The sequence below is a fragment of the Virgibacillus ainsalahensis genome (assembly GCF_055380755.1).
The window spans coordinates 1,176,455-1,198,420 of the sequence record NZ_AP043943.1; the positions used below are offsets into that span (position 1 = coordinate 1,176,455).

The 21,966-nt window shown below is 37.3% G+C and carries 22 protein-coding genes and 1 riboswitch; of the genes, 13 read left to right on the forward strand and 9 right to left on the reverse strand.

All coding sequences use genetic code 11. The features are described from left to right. Nucleotides 1–67: 67 nt before the first annotated feature. The 5 genes from ACZ427_RS05505 to resA form a co-directional block, all read right to left on the reverse strand. Nucleotides 68–385, reverse strand: a complete 318-nt coding sequence (locus ACZ427_RS05505; RefSeq protein WP_464883576.1) for a tyrosine-type recombinase/integrase — start codon at nt 383–385, stop codon at nt 68–70. A gap of 381 nt (nt 386–766) precedes the next feature. Beyond that, the gene (locus ACZ427_RS05510; protein ID WP_461178507.1) at nt 767–1,195 is read right to left on the reverse strand and encodes a disulfide oxidoreductase; all 429 of its coding nucleotides are present in this window, start codon (nt 1,193–1,195) and stop codon (nt 767–769) included. A gap of 12 nt (nt 1,196–1,207) precedes the next feature. Continuing rightward, the gene (locus ACZ427_RS05515) at nt 1,208–1,882 is read right to left on the reverse strand and encodes a DsbA family protein (RefSeq protein WP_461178498.1); all 675 of its coding nucleotides are present in this window, start codon (nt 1,880–1,882) and stop codon (nt 1,208–1,210) included. Nucleotides 1,883–1,926: 44 nt separating this feature from the next. After that, nucleotides 1,927–2,631: a cytochrome c biogenesis CcdA family protein gene (locus ACZ427_RS05520; RefSeq protein ID WP_461178499.1), complete on the reverse strand. Its 705-nt coding sequence runs from the start codon at nt 2,629–2,631 to the stop codon at nt 1,927–1,929. 60 nt (nt 2,632–2,691) lie between these two features. Then, nucleotides 2,692–3,267 carry a thiol-disulfide oxidoreductase ResA gene (gene resA / locus ACZ427_RS05525; RefSeq protein WP_461178500.1) on the reverse strand — a complete coding sequence of 192 codons (576 nt, stop codon included), beginning with the start codon at nt 3,265–3,267 and terminating at the stop codon, nt 2,692–2,694. A gap of 183 nt (nt 3,268–3,450) precedes the next feature. On the opposite strand from resA, the gene ACZ427_RS05530 reads away from it, so the two are divergent. The 3 genes from ACZ427_RS05530 to ACZ427_RS05540 all read left to right on the forward strand — a co-directional run bounded on the left by ACZ427_RS05530 (nt 3,451) and on the right by ACZ427_RS05540 (nt 7,148). Further along, the gene (locus ACZ427_RS05530) at nt 3,451–3,771 is read left to right on the forward strand and encodes an ArsR/SmtB family transcription factor (RefSeq protein ID WP_461178501.1); all 321 of its coding nucleotides are present in this window, start codon (nt 3,451–3,453) and stop codon (nt 3,769–3,771) included. A 13-nt stretch (nt 3,772–3,784) separates the two neighbouring features. Beyond that, nucleotides 3,785–6,370, forward strand: coding sequence for a heavy metal translocating P-type ATPase (locus tag ACZ427_RS05535; protein WP_461178502.1), 2,586 nt, complete (start codon nt 3,785–3,787; stop codon nt 6,368–6,370). 154 nt (nt 6,371–6,524) lie between these two features. Continuing rightward, complete coding sequence (locus ACZ427_RS05540) at nt 6,525–7,148, forward strand: class I SAM-dependent methyltransferase (RefSeq protein WP_461178503.1); 624 nt, start codon at nt 6,525–6,527, stop codon at nt 7,146–7,148. Nucleotides 7,149–8,202: 1,054 nt separating this feature from the next. Here the strand turns inward: ACZ427_RS05540 and ACZ427_RS05545 are convergent. Continuing rightward, nucleotides 8,203–9,021, reverse strand: coding sequence for an arsenic resistance protein (locus ACZ427_RS05545; protein WP_461177178.1), 819 nt, complete (start codon nt 9,019–9,021; stop codon nt 8,203–8,205). A gap of 422 nt (nt 9,022–9,443) precedes the next feature. Here ACZ427_RS05545 and ACZ427_RS05550 point away from each other — a divergent pair, with 422 nt between their 5' ends. The 7 genes from ACZ427_RS05550 to ACZ427_RS05580 all read left to right on the forward strand — a co-directional run bounded on the left by ACZ427_RS05550 (nt 9,444) and on the right by ACZ427_RS05580 (nt 16,746). After that, entirely contained in the window at nt 9,444–10,262 is an 819-nt protein-coding gene (locus ACZ427_RS05550; protein ID WP_464883538.1) for a sulfite exporter TauE/SafE family protein, read from the forward strand. 12 nt (nt 10,263–10,274) lie between these two features. Further along, nucleotides 10,275–11,678, forward strand: a complete 1,404-nt coding sequence (locus tag ACZ427_RS05555) for a bifunctional metallophosphatase/5'-nucleotidase (protein ID WP_461177176.1) — start codon at nt 10,275–10,277, stop codon at nt 11,676–11,678. A 59-nt stretch (nt 11,679–11,737) separates the two neighbouring features. Further along, nucleotides 11,738–12,046, forward strand: coding sequence for a YunC family protein (locus tag ACZ427_RS05560; protein WP_461177175.1), 309 nt, complete (start codon nt 11,738–11,740; stop codon nt 12,044–12,046). A gap of 104 nt (nt 12,047–12,150) precedes the next feature. Continuing rightward, the gene (gene yunB, locus ACZ427_RS05565; RefSeq protein WP_464883539.1) at nt 12,151–12,915 is read left to right on the forward strand and encodes a sporulation protein YunB; all 765 of its coding nucleotides are present in this window, start codon (nt 12,151–12,153) and stop codon (nt 12,913–12,915) included. A gap of 48 nt (nt 12,916–12,963) precedes the next feature. After that, nucleotides 12,964–13,141: riboswitch (Lysine riboswitch) on the forward strand. Nucleotides 13,142–13,301: 160 nt separating this feature from the next. Beyond that, a complete protein-coding gene (locus ACZ427_RS05570; protein WP_461177173.1) occupies nt 13,302–14,864 on the forward strand; it encodes a Na+/H+ antiporter NhaC family protein in 1,563 nt (520 codons plus the stop codon). Between the two features lie 234 nt (nt 14,865–15,098). Beyond that, entirely contained in the window at nt 15,099–16,631 is a 1,533-nt protein-coding gene (locus ACZ427_RS05575) for a sodium-dependent transporter (protein ID WP_461177172.1), read from the forward strand. A gap of 1 nt (nt 16,632) precedes the next feature. Continuing rightward, nucleotides 16,633–16,746 (forward strand): methionine/alanine import family NSS transporter small subunit, encoded by a 114-nt coding sequence (locus ACZ427_RS05580; protein WP_461177171.1) that lies wholly within the window; start codon nt 16,633–16,635, stop codon nt 16,744–16,746. A gap of 39 nt (nt 16,747–16,785) precedes the next feature. Here ACZ427_RS05580 and ACZ427_RS05585 read toward each other — a convergent pair whose 3' ends face one another. Further along, nucleotides 16,786–17,712, reverse strand: a complete 927-nt coding sequence (locus ACZ427_RS05585) for a M23 family metallopeptidase (protein ID WP_461177182.1) — start codon at nt 17,710–17,712, stop codon at nt 16,786–16,788. A 68-nt stretch (nt 17,713–17,780) separates the two neighbouring features. Next, nucleotides 17,781–18,332 carry a YhcN/YlaJ family sporulation lipoprotein gene (locus ACZ427_RS05590; protein WP_464883540.1) on the reverse strand — a complete coding sequence of 184 codons (552 nt, stop codon included), beginning with the start codon at nt 18,330–18,332 and terminating at the stop codon, nt 17,781–17,783. 803 nt (nt 18,333–19,135) lie between these two features. On the opposite strand from ACZ427_RS05590, the gene ACZ427_RS05595 reads away from it, so the two are divergent. Continuing rightward, on the forward strand, nt 19,136–19,411 hold the full coding sequence (locus tag ACZ427_RS05595; protein ID WP_461177169.1) for a YutD family protein: 276 nt from the start codon (nt 19,136–19,138) through the stop codon (nt 19,409–19,411). 28 nt (nt 19,412–19,439) lie between these two features. Here ACZ427_RS05595 and ACZ427_RS05600 read toward each other — a convergent pair whose 3' ends face one another. Further along, entirely contained in the window at nt 19,440–19,718 is a 279-nt protein-coding gene (locus ACZ427_RS05600) for a hypothetical protein (protein WP_461177168.1), read from the reverse strand. Between the two features lie 368 nt (nt 19,719–20,086). Here ACZ427_RS05600 and ACZ427_RS05605 point away from each other — a divergent pair, with 368 nt between their 5' ends. Together ACZ427_RS05605 and ACZ427_RS05610 are read left to right on the forward strand one after the other, a co-directional pair. Continuing rightward, the gene (locus ACZ427_RS05605; RefSeq protein WP_461177167.1) at nt 20,087–20,785 is read left to right on the forward strand and encodes an SAF domain-containing protein; all 699 of its coding nucleotides are present in this window, start codon (nt 20,087–20,089) and stop codon (nt 20,783–20,785) included. Between the two features lie 38 nt (nt 20,786–20,823). Next, nucleotides 20,824–21,957 carry an AAA family ATPase gene (locus tag ACZ427_RS05610; RefSeq protein WP_461177166.1) on the forward strand — a complete coding sequence of 378 codons (1,134 nt, stop codon included), beginning with the start codon at nt 20,824–20,826 and terminating at the stop codon, nt 21,955–21,957. Nucleotides 21,958–21,966: the final 9 nt, after the last annotated feature.

Consider the following 21,966-nt stretch of genomic DNA (forward strand, 5'->3'; position numbering starts at 1 on the left):
GTTTGTGGCAGGGGTTATTTATTTAGAATTGCAAGTGTGCCTAATTTGTGCCTACTCAGTGCCATTTTTATCGCTTTTTGCTTTCTTTTTCAATATCATTTTTACTGTTTAAGTAGCTGGTTATTTTCTCCAATTCCCGTGATTCATATAGAGGTGTGACGTCCAAATAAGTATCTGCTGTTGTTTTGATTGTTCCGTGACCTAAACGTCTAGATAAATACAATAAATCAGCCCCGACTTCAAGTGATAAAACAGCATGTGTGTGTCTAAAAGCATGGGAACCCTTATACTCAATCCCGGCATTATAACAATATTCTAGAAGTGTTTCTCTCACTGTTGAAGGCGTCATGTAGTTACCATTATAGGTCAGCCCTGGCCACCGCACCAAGTTTCCCTTTTGATAGAAAACGAGGGTTCCTCACTTTTATTCAATGCCTTTTGTGATGGGAATATTGTAAATGCTATGCAAAATGCTGACCGTTCTGAAATCATTAATGTTACGACATCATTTGGCTTTGAGAGTTATTTGTTATTTGGGCTAGGTTTATTATTTATAATGCTGACCATTTCGCAGCCATTAAGAAGAAATCCGTTTTAGTTTCGACGTTTTCTTCCTTACTAATGGTTCTAGCTGTATACATAGGAATAATGGTAGGGATTCAGTAAGTTCATTTTCCATTTAACGTGGACAGAGAGAACCCCAAGTTATACAAGGAAACATAAAAAAAGAGGTGTAATCTTATCCAACAATTAAGATTGCACCTCTTTATTTTTTACTGTTGGTTTTGCTCCTGTTTCTTGATGAAAAGCATAAACCGATAATTAAAATAAATGCGAAGAACGCTAAAAATGGAATTGTAACAAATCCAAACCAATTTATATACTCGGTATTACAGGGAACACCACTCGCGCATGGTTTAATTTTTGCAAAGCCCGGAACCTTTTGCTCTAAATAGTGGAACAATGATACAAACCAGCCGATAGCTGCCATTGGCAGTACAAACTTCTTAACGGATAAATCATTTTGAAATGTACCTATTCCAAGTATTAAAGTTAATGGATACATCAAAATGCGCTGATACCAACATAGTTCACACGGAACAAATCCTCTTATTTCACTGAAGTAAAGACTTCCAAGTGTTGCAGTAACTGAAACCAGCCAAGCCAGATAAAGAATTAACTGCCTTTTATCTATTTTATTCATATTTTAATTACCTTCTAATGCACTATCTATAGCGTTTTTTATTGCTTCATAATCAAATGGATCTTCAATCATTTTTCCATTAACCATGATGGTTGGTGTAAGTTCGACTCCGAATTCCCTTACTAAGTCACTATCCTTATTGACTTCGTTCATCTCGGAATTGTTTTCAATATCTGATTTTAATTTATCTGTATCAATCTCTGATACACCGCGCGCCACTTCTAGAATTATTTCTGTTGTGATCCAGCTGCTGTCATGATTCTCACTTGGTTGTTCCTTAAAGAGCGCTTTATGAAATTCCCAATATGCATCAGGGTTTTGTTTATACACTGATTCGGCTGCTAATGAACCTAACTTTGATTCTTCTCCATGAAATAGGACATTTATAAATGAGAATTTTACCTTGCCTGTATCAACATAATCACTTACGAGTTGTGGGAAGATGTCTGTTCCCCAAACTTTGCACGCTGGACACTTAAAGTCTCCAAACTCTACTACTGTTACAGGAGCATCGGAATCTCCTATAGTGGGTTGTCCATCAACTGGTGGTTGTTTTTCAAATGTTCCTTCGTTTGATTCAGAATTATTGTTGTTCATAACGACCAAAGCAATTATTAGTGCAACAATAACTAATGTAATAATCACAATAACTTTAAATGGTACATTTTTACTTCTCATCAAAACACCTCTCTATTTTTATAAAATACTTGATTCTCTTAAATTTAAAAACCATAAAAGCCAAACCATCCTGCTAAAAAGGCAGTCAGTTTAGTCATCCAATCAAAAAAGAGTGCAACTCCCATAAATATCATTACATAACTGCCAACTTTCACGAGACGGGTGCTGTGTTTTTTAATCCAGTTTAGTTTCCCAATAAAAAGAGATAATACAAGAAATGGGATGGAAAAACCTAGTATATAACTTATCATCATAATCATGCCAATATCCGGATTTGTTGCAGCCAAGGATAGTACGATAGCAAGTATTGGTCCTGTACAAGGGGTCCAACCTAAAGAAAAGGCCATCCCGATAATAAACGTACCAAGAAAACCGCTAGGACGATTCTTAAACGCAATCTTTCTGTCCTTCATCAAGAAATCAAAATTAAACACCCCTACGATGACGAAACCAAAGAAAATAATTACGATGGCTCCTATTTGCCTGATAAGATCTTGGTACGTTAATAGGAACTCAGATATATATGTTGTAGTAAAACCGATCATAATAAAAATACTCGAAAAACCTAATAAAAAGAAAATTGTGTGTAGTAGTGCTTTCTTATTTAGTTTCTTATTTTCTTCTTTTATATCACTCACACTCATGCCAGTTATATAGGATAAAAAGACTGGATAAAGCGGTAGTACACAGGGCGAAATAAATGACAAAAACCCTGCACCAAAAGCTATAAAGACATTGATTTCAGACAAAAACATACTCCTCTCTTAATATTTCTTAATTGAGTTTGGTCAAACAAATATAAGTTATATCTATCCTTCAGGCAGAATCTCCTGTAAGTATCCCTCAATACTATCTAACGTTAAACCGCCTTCAATTACTTCGGTGATTTCTCCCTCTGGGCTAATAAAAAAAGTGGTTGGTAGTGGCCCCACCTTATACAAATCCATCACTTCTCCTGTCGTATCATGAGGAACTGGAAATGTAAGGTCATAGTTGTCAATAAAACGGTTAATAACTAATTCTGTCGCATCTAAGCTGACTGCAACTATCTCTATTCCTTTATCTTTATATTCAGGGTAGAGATCCTGCATATAAGGCATTTCATCTTTACATGGTTCGCACCATGTGCCCCAGAAATTCAGCATAACACCTTTTCCTCTTAAATCACTCAACTGTACCGATTCTAATTCATTATTTGCATTAACCTGCTGAAGTTTAAAGTCTGGTGCCTGATCTCCGACCTGGTATACCGAATTGTCTGCCTGAAGATTTGATACCAGGGCAAAGGCTACCGCGGCCACTAGTACGGCAAGAATAGACGCTCTCAATATGAGGCGATTTCTTTTTTTATTCTTCTTTTTCTTTTTTATATGTTCTAAGCTCATATTAATTCCTCCCACTATAGAGTACCATCTACCAAAGGTGTAAACTTTGACATCTTTCTTACACATTAAATTCCGTAGATTTATATTAAATAATTATCAAACTTTGACACACATATTAGAAATTGCTAATATGATAATGACAAAAACATATTAGTAATGTCTAATATAATAGGAGGGGCATGAATGTTAAAAGTTGATATGGATACGAAGATGAAATTTTTGCACGGCTTTTCACATAAAACGAGAATTCAAATACTTGAAAGTATAAAAGAAGAGGAAAAAACAGTTTCCCAGATTGTTGAAGGTTTAAAAGGTAACCAATCGAACATATCCCAGCATTTAGCATGCCTAAAAGGGTGTGGGCTTATTATAGGGAGACAAGACGGAAAATATGTATATTACCGTGTACGTAATCAACTGGTACGTGATTTATTGACGACGTTTGATGTAGTGCTTGAAGATGTTCAAAACGATATTAATTGTTGTGAAAATCATATAGATTAAAGGGGGGGAGTGAATGGCAGACAAATGCTGCGGTCCAAAAGACAAACTTACAACGATTGAAGATAATAAAGGCTGTTGCGGTAGTCAGGCTGAAAAGCTTGCTACAACTGGAAAAGAAGAGGATAGTTGTTGCAGCAGTCAAAATTCATTTCAAGGAATAGCAGTTACTGCTACTAATGCATCTTGTTGTAATAGTCAATCTGAAAATATAAATGGTAAAGTTGCTAACGATTGTTGTAACAATAAAGTTGAGCAAATACCTAATATTAATACAACATCTGTTAAAGGGGAAAAAGTTGAATATCGGATAAACGGAATGGATTGCCCTTCTTGTGCATTAACCATAGAAAAAGGGTTGAATGGGTTAAATGGCATTCAAGAAGCAAAGGTGAATTACAATACTGCGAAATTGCAGGTCATGGGTAGCAACGCCCTGTCTATTGACAATGTAGAAAGTGAAGTTCAAAAACTCGGCTATACTGCTGAACCACTTATACAAAACAAAAATGTAAAAACTTACGATGTTGCAGGAATGGACTGTGGTAGTTGTGCTAAAAGTATTGAAAATCATTTGACAACGATTCCAACAGTAAATAGTGTTAATGTTAGTTTTTCAACTGGAAAAATGAAGGTGAAGCATGAAAATAGTGTAGACGATATTGTTTCAGAAGTATCTAAAATTGGTTATAAAGCTTCACTAATTACGAATAGCAATGAACCTTCAGAAACGTCAAAAAGCAAAAAGGGATATGGCTTAATTACCTTTTCTGTTATTTTAATTGCACTTGGTTTTATTGGTTCCTACAATGGAGTGTCTCCATTAATAACTACCATCTTATATGCTGTTGCTATCGCTATAAGTGGCTATAAACCAATAAAAAGTGCTTATTTCGCTATAAAAAGCCGTTCCTTAGATATGAATGTTCTCATGTCAGCAGCAGCAATTGGTGCTGCCATTATCGGAGAATGGTTTGAGGGTGCTTTAGTCGTATGGTTATTTGCATTGGGTACTACTCTGCAAAACAGATCAATGGAACAAACAAGAAAGTCTATCCGCAACTTGATGGATTTGGCACCATCAGAAGCGTGGATGAAAGTTGGCTCAGAATTAGTTAAAAAGCCAGTAGAAGAAGTAGCAGTTGGTCAGATTGTTGTTATTAAGCCCGGTGATCGAATCCCATTAGACGGTGAAATCATTCAGGGTGAAACCAGTGTAAATCAGGCATCTATAACTGGAGAGTCAATCCCAGTCGATAAATTAATCGGTGATACGGTATATGCGGGTACAATTAATGAAAGTGGGTCCTTAGAAGTAAGGGTCACTAAATTAGTCGAAGATACAACCATATCGCAAATCATTCATTTGGTTGAAGAAGCACAGGAACAAAAGGCTCCTGCGCAAGCATTTATTGATAAGTTTGCCAGTATTTATACGCCTATCGTATTTGTTTTAGCATTAGCTGTAATCGCTATACCACCACTTCTTGGTTTTGGAACTTGGGGAGAATGGGTTTATAAAGGACTCGCGTTATTAGTTGTTGCCTGTCCTTGTGCATTGGTTATATCTACGCCTGTTGCGATTGTCTCAGCTATTGGAAATGCCGCAAAGAACGGTGTCTTAATAAAAGGCGGTACTTTTCTAGAAAAAGCAGGAGCTATTAAGACAATTGCATTTGATAAAACAGGAACATTAACTGAAGGGAAGCCAAAAGTTACTGGAATTGAAGCGTTAACTAGCTCAGAAGAGGAATTAATATCATTAGCGTTCACATTAGAAGATTACTCCACACACCCAATAGCAAAAACAATTGTTGAATATGCAAAAGATATGGAAGTTCGGGCGAAGAGCGGAGAGTTATTTAAAAGTATAGTCGGTAAAGGTGTTCAAGCAAACATTGATGGTGAAGTTTATTATGCCGGTAATTTAAAACTGTTTGAAGAAGAACTGGGTATACCTTTGGGTAATGTAAAGACCAAAGTAGAGGACATACAAAGTCAAGGGAAAACAGTAGTGATTATCGGTACACAGCAAGAAATAATGGGGATTATCTCTGTCTCTGATACGATTCGTACAACTACTGAGAAAGCACTTAATGGATTGAAACAAGTTGGTGTGGATCAACTTGTCATGTTAACTGGTGATAATGAAGGTACGGCAAAGATGATTTCAAACGAAACGAATGTCAATCGCTATTTTTCAGAACTATTGCCGGAAGATAAAGTAGATGCAATCAAACAATTACAAAATGAAGGCCATAAAATAGCTATGGTTGGCGATGGAATTAACGATGCCCCGGCACTTGCGACATCTGATTTAGGTATAGCTATGGGTGGCGCAGGAACGGATACAGCAATGGAGACTGCCGATATTGTTTTAATGGCAGATAATCTGGAAAAATTGCCACATACTGTTAAGTTAAGTAGAAAAGCATTAGAGATTATTAAACAAAATATCTGGTTTTCCTTAATTGTGAAATTTGCAGCATTGGTTCTTATATTTCCTGGCTGGCTAACACTTTGGTTGGCTGTATTAAGTGATACAGGTGCTGCTTTGATTGTCATTCTAAATTCATTGCGCTTATTAAAAGTCAAGGGGTAATCAGGGAGAGTTCTTCAATAAATGCACACCTCTCTTATTTATAAGGCACAAGAATTGAACAAGGATGGGCTGTTTCACAACAGTCCATTTTCTTGGTCCTTAATCTGTTATAGGGAAGTAATGTTGAATAGATATTTAGATAGTGGGGTGAAAAATGGACAATCGCTGGAATGAAATAATATATAAATTTTGGTCTCCTGTGTACGATAAGTTTTTTAATTCAGGTAAATTCCTCGAAGCTCGAAAGAAGATATTTCAGGGGGAAAAGTTTGTTGAAAATCAAAATATACTATTCGTTGGTGTAGGAACAGGAGCAGATTTGGAACTAGTCAACCATGAGGATTTAAATATTACTGGAATAGACTTCTCTAACGAAATGCTTGATAAGGCAAAAGTTAAATTCAAAAATTCTTCCATACAGTTTTTAAAAATGGATGGTCAAGATACAAGTTTTAAAGATAATCAATTTGATATTGTGGTGGGGAGTCTTGTTTTATCAGTTGTTCCTGACGCAGATAAATGTGTCAAGGAGATGGTAAGAGTTATAAAACCAAATGGAAAGATTATAATTTTTGACAAATTTACATCTAAAAGAAAGAACCCGTCTCCTTTGAAGAAGGCAATTAGACCGTTAATCAAGTTATTAGGTACTGATATTGGTGTAAACTTTGAAATATTGTATGAGAGGAACAAAGAGGTTTTATCTGTTAAAGAGGATACATCAATAATGTTTAATGGTATGTACAGAAAGATAGTCATTAGCAAAATGAATACGTAGCCTTATTAAAGCCAAGGGGGGTTCTTTAATAAGGTCTTGAAACTTTCTTCCGATAGGGCGCTCTAATCGGTGCGAAACGTTCCTGACTCAAATGAAATGTGGTCACACAATTTTGGTAAAGGTCAGGCAGTTTAATTTTCTAATACTGAAGGGTTATGTCGAGGAGTCGAATGAAGAAGTAACGTTCTGAAAGGCTCTCCTTGCGTCGAGTAGCACGATGTTTAGTAAGAAATAGTGTGTTATAAGCTCGGCTAATAGGCGTGAGAATTTACCGTAACAGTTTGGCTGACGAAATCCTACCCGAGGGGGTGGTGTAAATCATGGCGCTTGGGTTGAACAAATACGGTGAGAATGCAATGTAAAATACAATAACATAATGTATTGCTGACAAACTTCTGAAGGTACGGGTCTAGACGCGCATTATATAGAAATGTATTTACTACTATATGTAGGGTTAGCTGTGGATGAGTAAGAATCGGTTATATGAAAATCCATCTTGTGTTACAGGCACATGCAATGCTAACAGGCTCATAGGAAGCACCTAAGTTTGTTCCATAATAGATATAACTCAACGTTGTAAGCTGATAACGTGGAGAGCTTACTCTCAGAGAAGCGTTGGAAAGGAAAATAGGCGTGAGAGTAGCGACTGTATAACTTTTCTTCATATCAGTGAAAGTGGTGGCACAGTACCGTCGAAGCGTGTAATGAACGTGGAGGGATAGCCACTAGGCTAATAAAAGATTCATTTAATCATGCAAGGCAAATCTTTAACGGGCAATAAGGTTCTTGTAAGACTAATAGAGGTTCACCTTCCACTGGACGGCACCGACTTATTGAAACGGAAGAATTGAGGCACACAAAGTGCCAATGATTAATTGAAATTGGGTTAGTTGGAACGCCGTATGCGATGAAAGTCGCACGTGCGGTGTGGGCAGAGGGAAAAGGGGACGATAACTTCAAACCCTTACCTATCTGCATAATTAGAGGTCATCCTTCTGAATAGGGACATTCTGCAGAATAAAAAGTAAAGGCCATCCTGACTATAGAATAACCTTCAGTTTTCACTCTTTTTTCTTGTGAAAAGAAGTATTTGAGAGACAATGGCAAGCACGGGTAATTCAATCAAGGGTCCAATAACCAAGGCTAGAGCAATGAGTGGCTGATCCGGAAATGCTGTGACAGCTATAGCCAAGGCGACCAGAGAGTTTCTGGCAATGATCGTTAAACTAAAGCTAACGGAATCTTCATAGGAAAATTTTAAGAACCTTCCAATTAGGCGTGCTATCACATAGTTAATAACAAAAAACATCAATATGGGTATGATTAAAATGTAAATAACGTCCAGGTTTTCAAGTAAGTAAGAGCCTTGGGAAGCAAACATTGCCATAATGGCCAATGCTAAAAAGAAAATCTGAGCATTGGCGAAAAAGGGGATAATCTTGTTGTTTAAAACAGATTCTCTTCTTCTTAATAAGAATCGCGTAAGGTGCGCTAGTGTAAAAGGAATGACCAATACAATAAATACACTCTCAATAAGCGTTGATATAGGAATCGTTTCAATGGTTCCAGCAAATAGTAGCAAATATACTGGCAAAAGTACGACTTGTAGTATTAAATTAATAGGTAAAACCGATGTTGAAAGAGATACATTTCCTTTTGCTATACCAGTAAACGCTAGATACCAATCTGTGCAAGGTGTCACCATAAGCATAATAAAACCAATCCATAAAGCTGGATAATCAGACAAGAAAATAGCTCCTAAACCCAAAGCTAATACTGGTGTCCATATGAAATTAATGATCGTGCTAGATCCAAGGAATTTAATATTTAAAAAAGCCTTCTTCAATTGTTGCAATGGTATCGTTAAAAACAACCCTTATAGCATCAAGAATAAAAACGGAATAATTAAAGTCTCCGCATATTGTTCAATTATGTCTGTTTGTCCTAATAAAAGACCTAAACCAACAGCAAATAGTATGATAAAAGTTTCTAGTTTGTCTAATGTTCCCATAAATAAATCTCTTCTCCCTTAAAAAGGTAGCTGTGTACGATTAACTTTCCTACATAACAATTATAATATAATGCATTAATTATTGCTTTTATTTCCAATTAAAATTATATCTGTAATACGAAAGCGCCTATCTGATACTTTATCTCCTCCAGAAAAAAAGTTGCTTCCATTCCTTTTATGCCCTAATGAAATGCCCACTCCGATGGGCTTTTCATATATGTATGAATCAATCCGAATTAATGCTAATATAATAGTAGAGTCTAGATAGATTGAAGGGGTAACAATTGGTTTTCATTATATGCTTGTTCATTGGTCTACTAACTGCTTTTACCGGCAGTCTGGTTGGTCTTGGAGGCGGTATTGTCCTGGTGCCCAGTCTTCTGATATTGAATCAATATGTAGAAGCTTTTGCATGGGCGACGCCTCAGGTTATTGTTGGTATATCGTTAACGGCAATGGTTTTTACAGCCTTGTCTTCTACAGTTGCTTATCATTCAAAAGGCCGGATTGATTACAAAATAGGCACATTATTTTTATCAGGAAGCATCCCTGGTGGTATTTTTGGTGCATGGCTGAACCAGTTTGTGGACACAGATAACTTTTTAGTTTACTTCGGCTGTGTCATGATATTGATATCATTGCTTTTTTTTATAAAACGAAAGACACCGGTAAAGCTTGATTCAGGCACTGATAAAACAATGTGGACATTTCATCTGGAAGGGAAAACGAATCATTATATTTTTTCCATTTGGCCGGCATTTTTCATTTCTTTGATTGTCGGTACACTCTCCGGGTTATTTGGAATTGGCGGTGGTTCAATTATGGTTCCTGCCATGATATTATTATTCGGTTTTCCGGTACACATTGCAACAGCGACATCGATGTTTATGATTTTAATTGTCAGCATTGTAGGGGCCAGTACCCATATTACACTTGGCCACATCCCATGGGAATATGTTTTCTATTTCATCCCGGGGGCTTGGGTTGGCGGTAAACTTGGAGCACTAGTAAATCAAAAATTAAATGGAAAAATACTTGAATGGATTTTACGTATATTATTAATATTCATTGGTATTCGAATGATTTTTCAAGGTCTGTCTTAAGGAGTATGTCAAATGCAGGAGAAACTTTATTTTTATTATACAAATGACTTACATAGTAATTTTGATCAATGGCCGAGGGTTGCAGGCTTTTTAAAAAATGCAAAAGCAAAGAAAGCAGAAGCGGGGGAATCCTGTTGGCTAATTGATATTGGTGATCATGTCGACCGTGTACATCCAATCGCTGAAGCATTTATGGGAAAAGCCAATGTGCAATTGATGAATGATGTTGGATATGACTTGGCAACAATCGGAAATAATGAAGGAATCACCTTAGCCCATCAGGATCTTTTCCAATTATATGATGATGCTGATTTTCAAGTAGTTTGTGCGAATCTTCACAGTAAAGATAATATAGAACCTCACTGGCTGCAGCCAACTGTTCGTATTGAATCGTTTAATGGAGTAAAGATTGGTGTGATTGGACTTACCGCTCCATTTAACGCTTTTTATGAACTGTTGGATTGGCACATATCTTCAGAGTTTGAGGCATTGGATAAATATATAAATGAACTAAGGACGTCAACAGATATTATTATCTTAATGTCACATTTAGGATTTACGGAAGACCAGGAAATTGCACGAAGATTTTCTGATATTGATGTGATTATTGGTGGACATACCCATCATCTGCTTAGAACAGGAGAATACGTAAATAATACGTTAATCACGGCTGCTGGAAAGCATTGTACGTTTGCAGGTGAAGTAATTTTAACATGGGATCATACAGATCGAAAGCTTGTAAAAAAGGAAGCATATGCCACTGACATCACACATCTGGCAAAAGATTTGCAAACGGAACAAAAACTGCATGAGTTGCACGACCAGGCTGAGGAAATATTAGGCCGGAAGATTGTTCATATAAGTAAACCGATAGAAGTGAAATGGTTTAAAGATACAAAAATTATGCAGGAGCTGACGAATGAGGTGAAAACATGGACAAATGCGGACTGTGCCATGTTGAATTCTGGTCTCTTGTTGGACCATTTTCAAGCAGGTGATATTACATACCAGGATATTCACCGTATTTGTCCACACCCGATTAACCCCGTAGTTGTTTCACTTAACGGTGATGAGCTGCTTGAAGTCATTCGTGCATCCTTTACAAAGGATTTTATGGAATTGAAGCTGAAAGGTTTTGGGTTTCGTGGAGAAGTGCTCGGCCGGATGATTTTTTCAGGGCTGGAAGTTGAAACAGCATTTCATGTGAAGGGCGGGGAGTATGTGAAACAGGTTACCATGAATGGTACACCATTGAAATCTGAACATACATATTCTGTGGCAACTGCAGATACATTTACATTCGGCCGTCTACTTCCGGAAGTAGCGAAATCGGAAACGAAGCGTTATTACCTGCCTGAGTTTTTGCGGGATTTATTAGCGGATACTTTACGGAATAAGTTTGGCGATGAATCGTGACACTATAGCCTATTTGTGCATACCATGTATTGTTATCACAAAGGAGGTCTTCTATTTCCATGATTACAGTCAATCCGTTAGAAGTAGACGGCATGTTTTTTACAGCAGTTCGCGTCGAGTTGCCTAAAACGAATCTATTAACGATTTCCAATGATGTGGGCTACATTATGTGTGCGGCATTGGACGTGGACATCTTTAATGAGATACCGAAATTAAAAGAACGAAATGTAATTGCTGCTCGTGCGATGGGTGTTAGAACCATTGATGAATTATTACATGCTCCATTAGAAAAAATTACAGATGCTTCCAAAGCATACGGATGGGAAGTTGGTATGACAGGCAAAGATGCGCTGATGAAAATATCTTAGTTGTACGAATACAGTAAGAAAATTTAACGGAAAAACTTTACATTCTAACCCCCTTAAAACAAGCATAAATTTGTTATAAGGGGGTTTTTATGTTGAAAAAGCGAATGCGATTTAGAAAAAAAATTGCGCCACCTCCAGGGAAAAATGTATTAATAATTACCTTCATATTATTTATGGTTTTTGTTTTCTTTAGTATCTGGATTATTAATAAAGGACTCACACCAACATTACTGGAAATAGCAGAATTAAAGACAGAAGAATTTGCTACAAGAGCGATTAACTCTGCAGTACGATTTGCTGAAGAATATGATTTTGAAGAGGTGAGGTCCATTACTAGGGATAATGAGGGAAATATAACTACATACGGCTGGAATTCTTCTGTGGTAAGTGAGATAAACCGTGTATCAACAGATCGCGTTGAAGAGTTTTTTACGAGTATGAACAGAGGAGAACCGCTTCAATTTGATCATCCGCTTGAGGAACCAGCGGAATATGAAGACGAAGAAAAAAGCTATACCGAGCTGGATCCTACAGTAGTTGATATACCCATCGGTCAAGCAACTGGAAATACACTGCTTGCCAATCTGGGGCCAAGTATCCCTGTTAATCTTGAATTAGCTGGAAGTGTGAGAACAGACGTTATCGAGGAAGTTGAAGACATAGGTATTAATGGAGCTTTAGTTACCGTTTATTTGATTGTAGAGGCTGATGTTCAAATTGTTATCCCTTTTACAACAGAAGTGAAAGAAGTGAGCACCAAAATATACATCGATTCAGGAGTGATTATGGGTGATGTTCCGGATTTCTATGGCGAAGGAGATGGTGGCCCCTCAATCGCTGTACCAAAAGATGACTTGCAGAATGACTGAAAATCTAGTATATTAATATCGGAATTAAATAATTAAACCTTATCAGATCGGTGAGGTAGAGGTGCAGATAATAAAAGTAATCAGCAGGAGAATGACATCGATGATTGTTGATGAAAGGATTGTCTGCCGAAGCATAATAGGGAGGTCAGCCTTATTATTGCTGGTATATCCTTGAATAAGGGATATACTGTCATGCTCAAAAATTGCATGGAGAACTACTGATCGAAATGGAGGATAACGTATATTGCGGGACAATGATAGGTTATTTTCTGTCATTGTTTTTTTTGTGCTTTCATACTACCTGAAAGAAATTTATGCTCGTTATTTCAAAGCTTTTTAGTTATCTTCGTGCATAGTTGATTAATAATATTTGGAGGTAACCGATAATGGAAGGAACATTTTATTCAATAATACCGGCTGTTCTTATGCTTTTACTTGTTTTACTAACGAGAAAAGTGTTGATTTCTTTAGGAGCCGGGATTATTGTCGGGGTATTATTCATTCATGATTTTAATATAGTGGACGCCTTAAAAGAAATATGGATTGTTTTTGCAGAAATCTTTATTTCCGATGGGGGATTAAATACAGGAAACCTCCTGTTGATTGGTTTTCTTTTATTACTGGGGGTTATGACAGCATTTCTGCAGGCATCTGGCGGAAGCCGGGCATTCGGGGATTGGATTATTAAGCGGGTGAAGACAAGAAGAGGGGCTTCATTGATGACACCTGTTTTGGGGCTAATTATTTTTATTGATGATTATTTCAATGCTTTGGCAGTTGGTCAAATAGCACGTCCTTTAACGGATCGTCACAATATCTCCAGAGCTAAACTTGCTTATTTCATTGATTCAACATCAGCCCCTATCACAGTAATTTCGCCAATTTCAAGTTGGGGTGCCTATATAATTGGTATTCTTGGCGGGTTATTTGCTGCAAATGAAATAACAGATATGCAGCCACTAAGCGCGTTTATTCAAATGATTCCACTCAATTTATATGCTTTGACATCAATAATACTTGTATTTCTGGTAGCCTGGTTCACAATGGATATTGGGCCAATGCGTACACATGAAAGACGAGCAATTGAAAAAGGGGAATTAATCAATCCGGATCAGGATAAGGTTCCAGGTGATTTAGGTGACACGTTTGAACCACATAAAGGTGGTAAAATAATTCATTTACTAGTACCCATTTTAGTGCTCATTATAGCAACTGTAACTTCTATGATTATTACAGGTGCCAATGCAAGTGAGGGTGATGTTACAATATTAACAACATTTGCCAATACAGATGTTAATTTCTCTTTATTCATTGGTGGACTGGCTGCGGTATTAACCAGTTTTGCTTTTCATCTTCAGCAAACTGTACCAAGAGCAAAGGCAGTGAAAGTCTTTTGGGAAGGAATCAAAACAATGCTCCCTGCCATTTATATTTTATTATTAGCATGGATGATTGGCTCTGTGATCGGGACATTGAAAACGGGTGAATATTTAGCGGAAATTGTAAATAATGCTTCCATTAGTGCATCGATGCTCCCGTTTATGTTCTTCTTAATTGCCGGATTAATGGCACTTGGTACAGGAACTTCATGGGGGACATTTGGCATTATGCTGCCAATTGCAGCAGAAGTAGCGGTTATAACAGATGTAGATATGCTGCTTCCATCATTAGCTGCAGTGCTAGCAGGGTCGGTGTTTGGCGATCATTGCACACCTATTTCAGATACAACAATTTTATCATCAACTGGAGCAGGTTCGAATCATATTGACCATGTACTGACACAATTGCCATATGCATTAATAGCAGCTGTGTTTACATGTACAGGTTATCTTGTTCTGGGACTAACAGGTCAGTTATTGCTAGCGTTAATCATTGTATTTGCTCTGCTGATTGTTGGTGGTTTAATTTTTCGATTCTATTCACAGTCCAATTTAAATAAAGTTCAATAAATTAAAAGCATTCTTTCACGTAACGATGAAAGAATGCTTTTTTTATGTAGCAAAATCCAAAAATAATATAAAGAAGAATAATAATATAGAAAATTACAAAATTATTTTGACATGATCAGAAAGCACCGCTATAATACAAGTGAAGTCAGAAAAAACCAAACATTTCAAACATTCCCTGTTATATTTGAACATACACTTATGATAGGGAGAAAAACAAAAAAAGGAGGTCTATACATGAATACTCGTTCACAATGGGGGACAAGAGCAGGGTTTATCCTGGCGGCAGTCGGCTCTGCTGTAGGGCTGGGTAATATTTGGAGATTTCCGGCGGAAGCATATGAAAATGGTGGGGGAGCATTTTTTATTCCCTATTTATTTGCCTTACTTACAGCTGGGATTCCTATTTTAATTATGGAATTCACAATAGGTCATAAGTATCGGGGATCAGCTCCGCTATCGTTCAAAAGGATGAACAAAAAGGCAGAGTGGATAGGCTGGTGGGGAGTGTTAGTTGCCTTTGTTATATCTACTTATTATTCTGTAATCATAGCTTGGGCAATGTCTTATTCTGTCTTTTCATTTAATTTGAATTGGGGATCGGATACGGAAGGATTTCTGTTTGGTGATTATTTAAACCTGGCTGATCCTGGTACGGTAGGTAGCTTTGTTCCAGGTGTTCTTATTCCATTAATTATTGTATGGCTTATTGTTTTAGGTGTTTTATCAGCAGGTGTTAAAAAGGGAATTGAAATCGCCAATCGAATATTTATTCCTGCATTAGTGGTTGTTTTTCTGATTATTGTTATTCGGGCGATAACACTTCCTGGAGCGATGCAAGGGTTAAATGCCTTTTTTGAACCTGATTTCAGCAGCATATTTTCCGCTGATGTATGGGTAGCGGCATACGGACAAATCTTCTTTAGTTTATCGATCGCATTTGCAATTATGATAACGTATTCCAGTTACCTTCCGAAAAAATCAGATATTACCAATAATGCTTTTATTGTTGGTTTTGGGAACTCCAGTTTTGAACTATTGGCAGGTATAGGTGTATTTGCTGTGTTAGGGTTTATGGCCACAGAAGCGAATGTTCTAGTAGATGAAGTAGTGACAGATGGTGTTGGCCTGGCATTTGTGGTCTTTCCTCAGATTATTAACCAGCTCCCGGCATTAAATGAGTTATTTGGATTTCTGTTTTTTATATCGTTAGTGCTGGCTGGTTTGAGTTCGTTGATTTCTATTACGGAAACATATGTCGCTGGTTTAGCTGATAAATTTAATATCTCCAGAACGAAAGCAGTATTATTCGGTGGCGGAGTGGCGGCAATTGTTTCCCTGCTTTATGCAACAGAAGGGGGATTAAACTTCCTGGACTCGGTTGATTATTTCATTAACCAGTTTGGTGTTGCAGCATTGGGTCTGGTGGAAATTGTAGTAATCGCATGGCTCTTACGTAAACTGAAAAATCTGCAGACACATGCAAATGAAGTTTCAGATATTCGTTTAGGGTCATGGTGGACAATATGTTTAGGTGTCATTACACCAATTGTTTTGGGTTACATGTTGTTTGAGTTACTGAGACAGAATATTTTTCAGTTGTTTGAGACGGAAACGGGTAACTATGGTGGATATTCGGATGCATTCATTATGTACAGTGGATGGGCAGTCGCTGCAGGTGCACTAATTGTAGGAATACTAATGTCACTGGCGAAATGGAAGTCCTCTACAAATCAGCAGGGAGATTCGGAATCAAAGGAGGTTAAATAATATGAGTGCTGGTGCAATTGCGGTTATGATTGTCGGTATGACAGTAATATGGGGCGGGTTAGCAGCCAGTATTACTTACGCAGTGAAAAAGGGAAAGGATAAGGCAAACAACTAAATTTCATGAGCCTTTACCACCTTGGTAAAGGCTCTAATCTTATTTAGCCATTTTTTCCCACTTTTTTAAATGAGGATAGGGATCAAATGACCATTCACTGTCTCCATTATCTTTGTACATTCCATAATGTAAGTGTGGTGGGAACTTGCCAGAGGTCCCCGGTGGACCATAGCCGGTGGAACCTACACTACCAAGAACGTCCCCGGGTTGAACAACCTTCCCAACCTGAATATCATCATTATAGCCATTCATATGCCCATAATAATGATAAATGTTGTAGATATCTCTAATGCCAATTCGCCAACCTCCATATAAATTCCAACCCATCATTTCAACTACTCCATAGGTTGTGGACTTGACCGGAGTTCCATAACCAGCAAAAATATCTGTACCTTCATGAATTCTCAGGCCCCCAAAACCTCTTCTGTCACCCCATGTGTTATTGTAGCTGTAGTTATAATCAGTGGATACAGGAAAATCTCTATCTGTTAAATTGATTTCCTGGAACTTTTTAAATACCTTTGATGTATTCATGATGGTTTGGACAGTGAGATCCCGTTTGTAATGATTCCATAAAGCAATTCGAATATCTTCTTCAGTTGGGCCGTATTCCAAAATTATATTTGCCATTGTATATAAAACATCTTCGGGATTCTCCGGGTCAGCTATATGATCCCCATTTCCATCCCTTCCTTTACCATCAAAGGTTTCAATTATCCCTTCATCTGTTATGTTCGTACTGTTACCTATTCCAAACCATATTTTAGGAGGAATCGCGATGGAGATGACTTGTTCGTCCTCATCATCTTCTTTTATATTCCGCTCAAAATTATCAATGGCAGCAAAATAGTACCATGGAATTTGCGTCAAAGCTTCTGTCTTTTGAAAAAGGGACATGCGTTTGTCGTAAACATTTTCTTCTGCAGTTACGTTGTAGGCACCGAAAAGAAAAGCGGTCAGCAAAATGGATAAAATAACAGATCTTCTGGTAAGCAACGGTTTTCACCTCCTGTAGAACCAATGATTTTAGTATGCTAATCATTGGAAGTATCATTCATTTCCTGAATGATTTGGTTAATTGTATTATCATAATTTCTATTTTCAGTACTTGAATTATGCAAACTTTGGATGTCGTCAATTAGTACCGCTTTGTCGGAAACATGTATGTCAAAATACCTTGGCATCACCGATTCCGCACTTTTACTCGCAATTCCGGCTGCTGCTTCCTTGTCCAGATCTCCGTTTTTTTCGTAGGCGATAAGAACTTCCTTGTCTGTGACGAGTGTCGCAACCTCTTCAAATCCTTTATTTTGTAAAATTGTCCGAGTGATCATATCTGCTATTTGCGGACGATCCATCGTCATTTGCTGATTTTCTTCATTATTATCTATTTCGTCTTGGGTATAGCGCACATATCCAAGCCTTTCATTTAATTCAGGATCTGCAGGCTGTCGCATTTCATTGTTTGGGTTCAGTTCGTCAGCGACCTCTTCTCTTTCATTAGCAGCATTATCTTCATTACCACACGCACCAAGAATGAGAATGATACTAAACACTAGTGCTGTAAAAATTTTGGATTTCATCATTTTCCTCCTAATTGTCCATTCATATTTTTTCTTTTTTAGTTTGGCGGAAAGAGGGAAAAACATGCATGATTTTCTGGTTTGAATTGGCAGTTATGAAACCAACATGGCGGCTAAGAGCATACGGCCACTATCTAGAATGAAAGCAGCTAATTTAACCAGAAGCTGTTCTCTAAAAGATTGGGGCTGCGATTACTCGCCCCATCAAAAAAACCTGTTGCTTTTGACACAAAAGATATAAAAGACGAAGTAACTGCTGGGTTGATTTCCGCTGCGGACCGTTGCGCACCTTAGGGCAACGCTTCAGCTTCCTCGGAAGCAAAACCACTTCCTGCGGGATCTTCAGCTGTTGCTTTTCCCGCAGGAGTCAACGGTCCTCCGCTCCAATCAACAATCATAAGTGCATGGCTATGCTTGTTATATAATTAAGCAGTATAAGTGTTTTGATGAAGTTTCAGGAGCATCTTACCAGCGAAGGAAATACACGAAGACTCCAGCGGGAGAAAAGGCATCGGTGAGACCCCGCAGTGCGATAGCACGAGGAGGCTCACCAGCCGCCCGCGGAAAGCGTAGTGTATTTCCGCAGCGGGTAATCGCACCAACCATAATTTCAAGTTACTTCGTCTTTTATATCAACTGCGACGTTAATGAGCGGTTATACTGAATAATTTTCCCGTTCTAATACCAGTTGTTTTCATACAAAAGTATAAAACTTTCTTACTGGATAAGTACGGGCTTTTGCGTTTAGCCGAGTTTTCTAAAAAGAAATATGATAAACTATAGACAGAATAAGTGGGGGGATAGCTTTGATTGAACTGCACGGAAAAAAATATGAAGTTATAGAGAATATTAAGAGCGGATTTGATGAGACAGCTTTGCAAGATCGTTATTCTGATATTCTGTCCAAGTATGACTATATTGTTGGCGATTGGGGCTATGAACAGCTTCGTCTCAAGGGATTTTACAGTGATCGAAATGTAAAAGCGGCACTGGATACCAAAATAAGTACATTGGATGACTATATTTATGAATATTGCAACTTTGGATGTGCCTATTTTGTTTTGAAAAAAGTAAAGAAGTAAGAATAGAGAAGCAGTAGTTCATATTGAACTACTGCTCTTCTTCTTTTGGATGCCCATCCTCATCATGTAATGGGTGTGGAACAGGACCCTGTCTGGGCAAATCGTCATGCAATTCTTTGTAAGGATAGACAAAGGCACTTTGCCGACGTTGTCCATCTTCCCATGGTGTGGATTTACCGGTAACTTCCTCCTCTTTATTAATTGCTGACCCAAAGGCACCTTCTGGAAACTCCTCAGGTATTAAATCATTTTTCATATTGTTCACATTCGAAAAATCAGTAAATTTCTTTTTGTTTTTTTTCGCCATTTTTAACACCTTCCTTTGCTTTATATCTTTAACCAAAAAAGGAATTATATAGATGAATATAAAAATCTAAATTCATTTATCTTTAATTTAAGGTATAAGTCGCACATTATTTTTCGTGAAAAGGATTCTTTTGAACTAATTTTTTTACTATAAAAATTGCCTCATGGGAATTACTGTAAAAAATATGATACTTTATTGTCATTTTTTCAGAATTTTGTTCATGGTATTTTTGGAATTTAATTGAATGAATAGGCATAATTGATTACACATTTTTGCTCAATATTCGACACTAATTTGACATATTATTCATTTATGTAATATTTATACTAATGGAAAGTTAGAATTTACCAGGAAATGAGGTCAGTGAATTGCTTGAATCAAAACGAAAAGCACTAATTTTTTTCTTAATAGCAGTGGCGCTTGCAGTTACATCAGGATTTATCGTATTACAGAAAGTTGAAGCACTGAATACGGACTTAGGTACAACGGTAAACATATATATGGCAAATGGGGATATTAGTTCACGTCAGATCATTACTCCGGACGATATAACTACAGATGAAATACCCAATAAATTTTTGCGTGATGAACATATTACAGATGTTGAAGAATTAATCAATAAAGTATCAGTTGTACCACTTTCACAAGGAGATGTTATCACTAAAAATATGTTAAAAGATGCTTCTTCGGTCACAGATGCTGAAAATCGTCTAATCACGCTTTTAAGATCGGATAAGGTATTTTTTGATGAGGAGCCGACTGCATTAGATCGTGTAGATATTCTGGTGTCTCAGAGTTTTGGTGACGAACCTGTTACAGAAGTTTTTATGGAAGATATAAAGGTTGCAAGGGTTGCGTCAAATGATGGAGATTTTGCAGGTGTGCAGGTAGAAGTCTCTAATGAAAAAGTTGCACAGTTAATACATATGCAAAATTACGCGGACAGTATACGGGTTGTAAAAGCGAATGTCGGACAATTGGCGCCGGAAGAAGAAAACAACAATGAACAGGAAAATAACGAAGACCAGCAAAATAATGAAAATCAAAGTAATAATAATGAAGAGTAAATATATCTTGCTTTAAAACAGTTGGGTGGAGGAAACGAATGAAGAAGGTAAACGATATTTATGTTATAGGAACGAATGAAGATCTAATAGATACGGTAAAAGAACAAATAAGAGATTCCTTTCAATTGCATGTTGTTTCAACATCAGATCTAAAAAAGCATAATGCTCAAATAATTCTTATTGTAAATTCGGACAATAATTCTGCAGTTGAAGATGCACAACTTGTATTGGCTGACTTTCCCAGCGCTTCAATTATCTGTTTAAACGATGAAGAGAACTTCGACGTGCTGCGTGGTTTAATACGATTAGGTATATCCGATTATTATGTTTTACCTGGTGAAGAAATATTGTTCATGGAGAAGCTGCAGACGGTTGCTAAGGCAACAGCTGATCTTATGGATAGACAATTGGATACAGGCTCTTTCAAACGTGGTGGAGGAAAGGTATTAACCTTCTACAGTGGGAGTGGCGGTGTAGGAAAATCGTTAATCAGCACGGTATTTGCACAGACATTAAAGCTCGAATCAACAGCAAATGTTCTATATATTGATATGAACTTGCAATATGGTGGTTCTGAAACCTATCTTGGTTTGGAAAGCAATCGTTCCATCGTGGATTTAATTCCCGTCATTGATGAATTAGGGGAACATCATATACGAAATGTTGCCGAAATAGAAAAGCATTCGAACTTACAAGTATTAGTAAGTCCTAGAGATGCGGAGATGGCTGAAAAAATTAGCGATGAATTTATTTTAAGACTTCTTCGTGCCAGTAAACGCAACTATGATTTTATTATTATTGATTTACCTGTATGGGTTGATGAAAGGGTTTATGCGGCACTGGAAGAAGCACATAAAATCTACTACGTTATGAATATTGATACAATTGCAATCCGAATTTTAAAAAATGTAGAAAGTTTGTTTCACCGTTTAGGTGTTGTGACAGAAGACCGTCTGGAACTGGTGATGAATTTCAAAGGAAAAGACAAAGAGTTGAACAAAAAAGATATGGAACGATTTGTCGCGTATACGATTGCAGCAGAGATAAGAAGAGACAAGGGACTTCAAAATTATATTAATCAAGGGGAGCCATTAAGAAAAGAACCAAAAGAGAAAAAACTGACAACAGTAGCAAAAGATGTACATAAATGGGTTCACTCGATGCTGAAATGATATTAATCG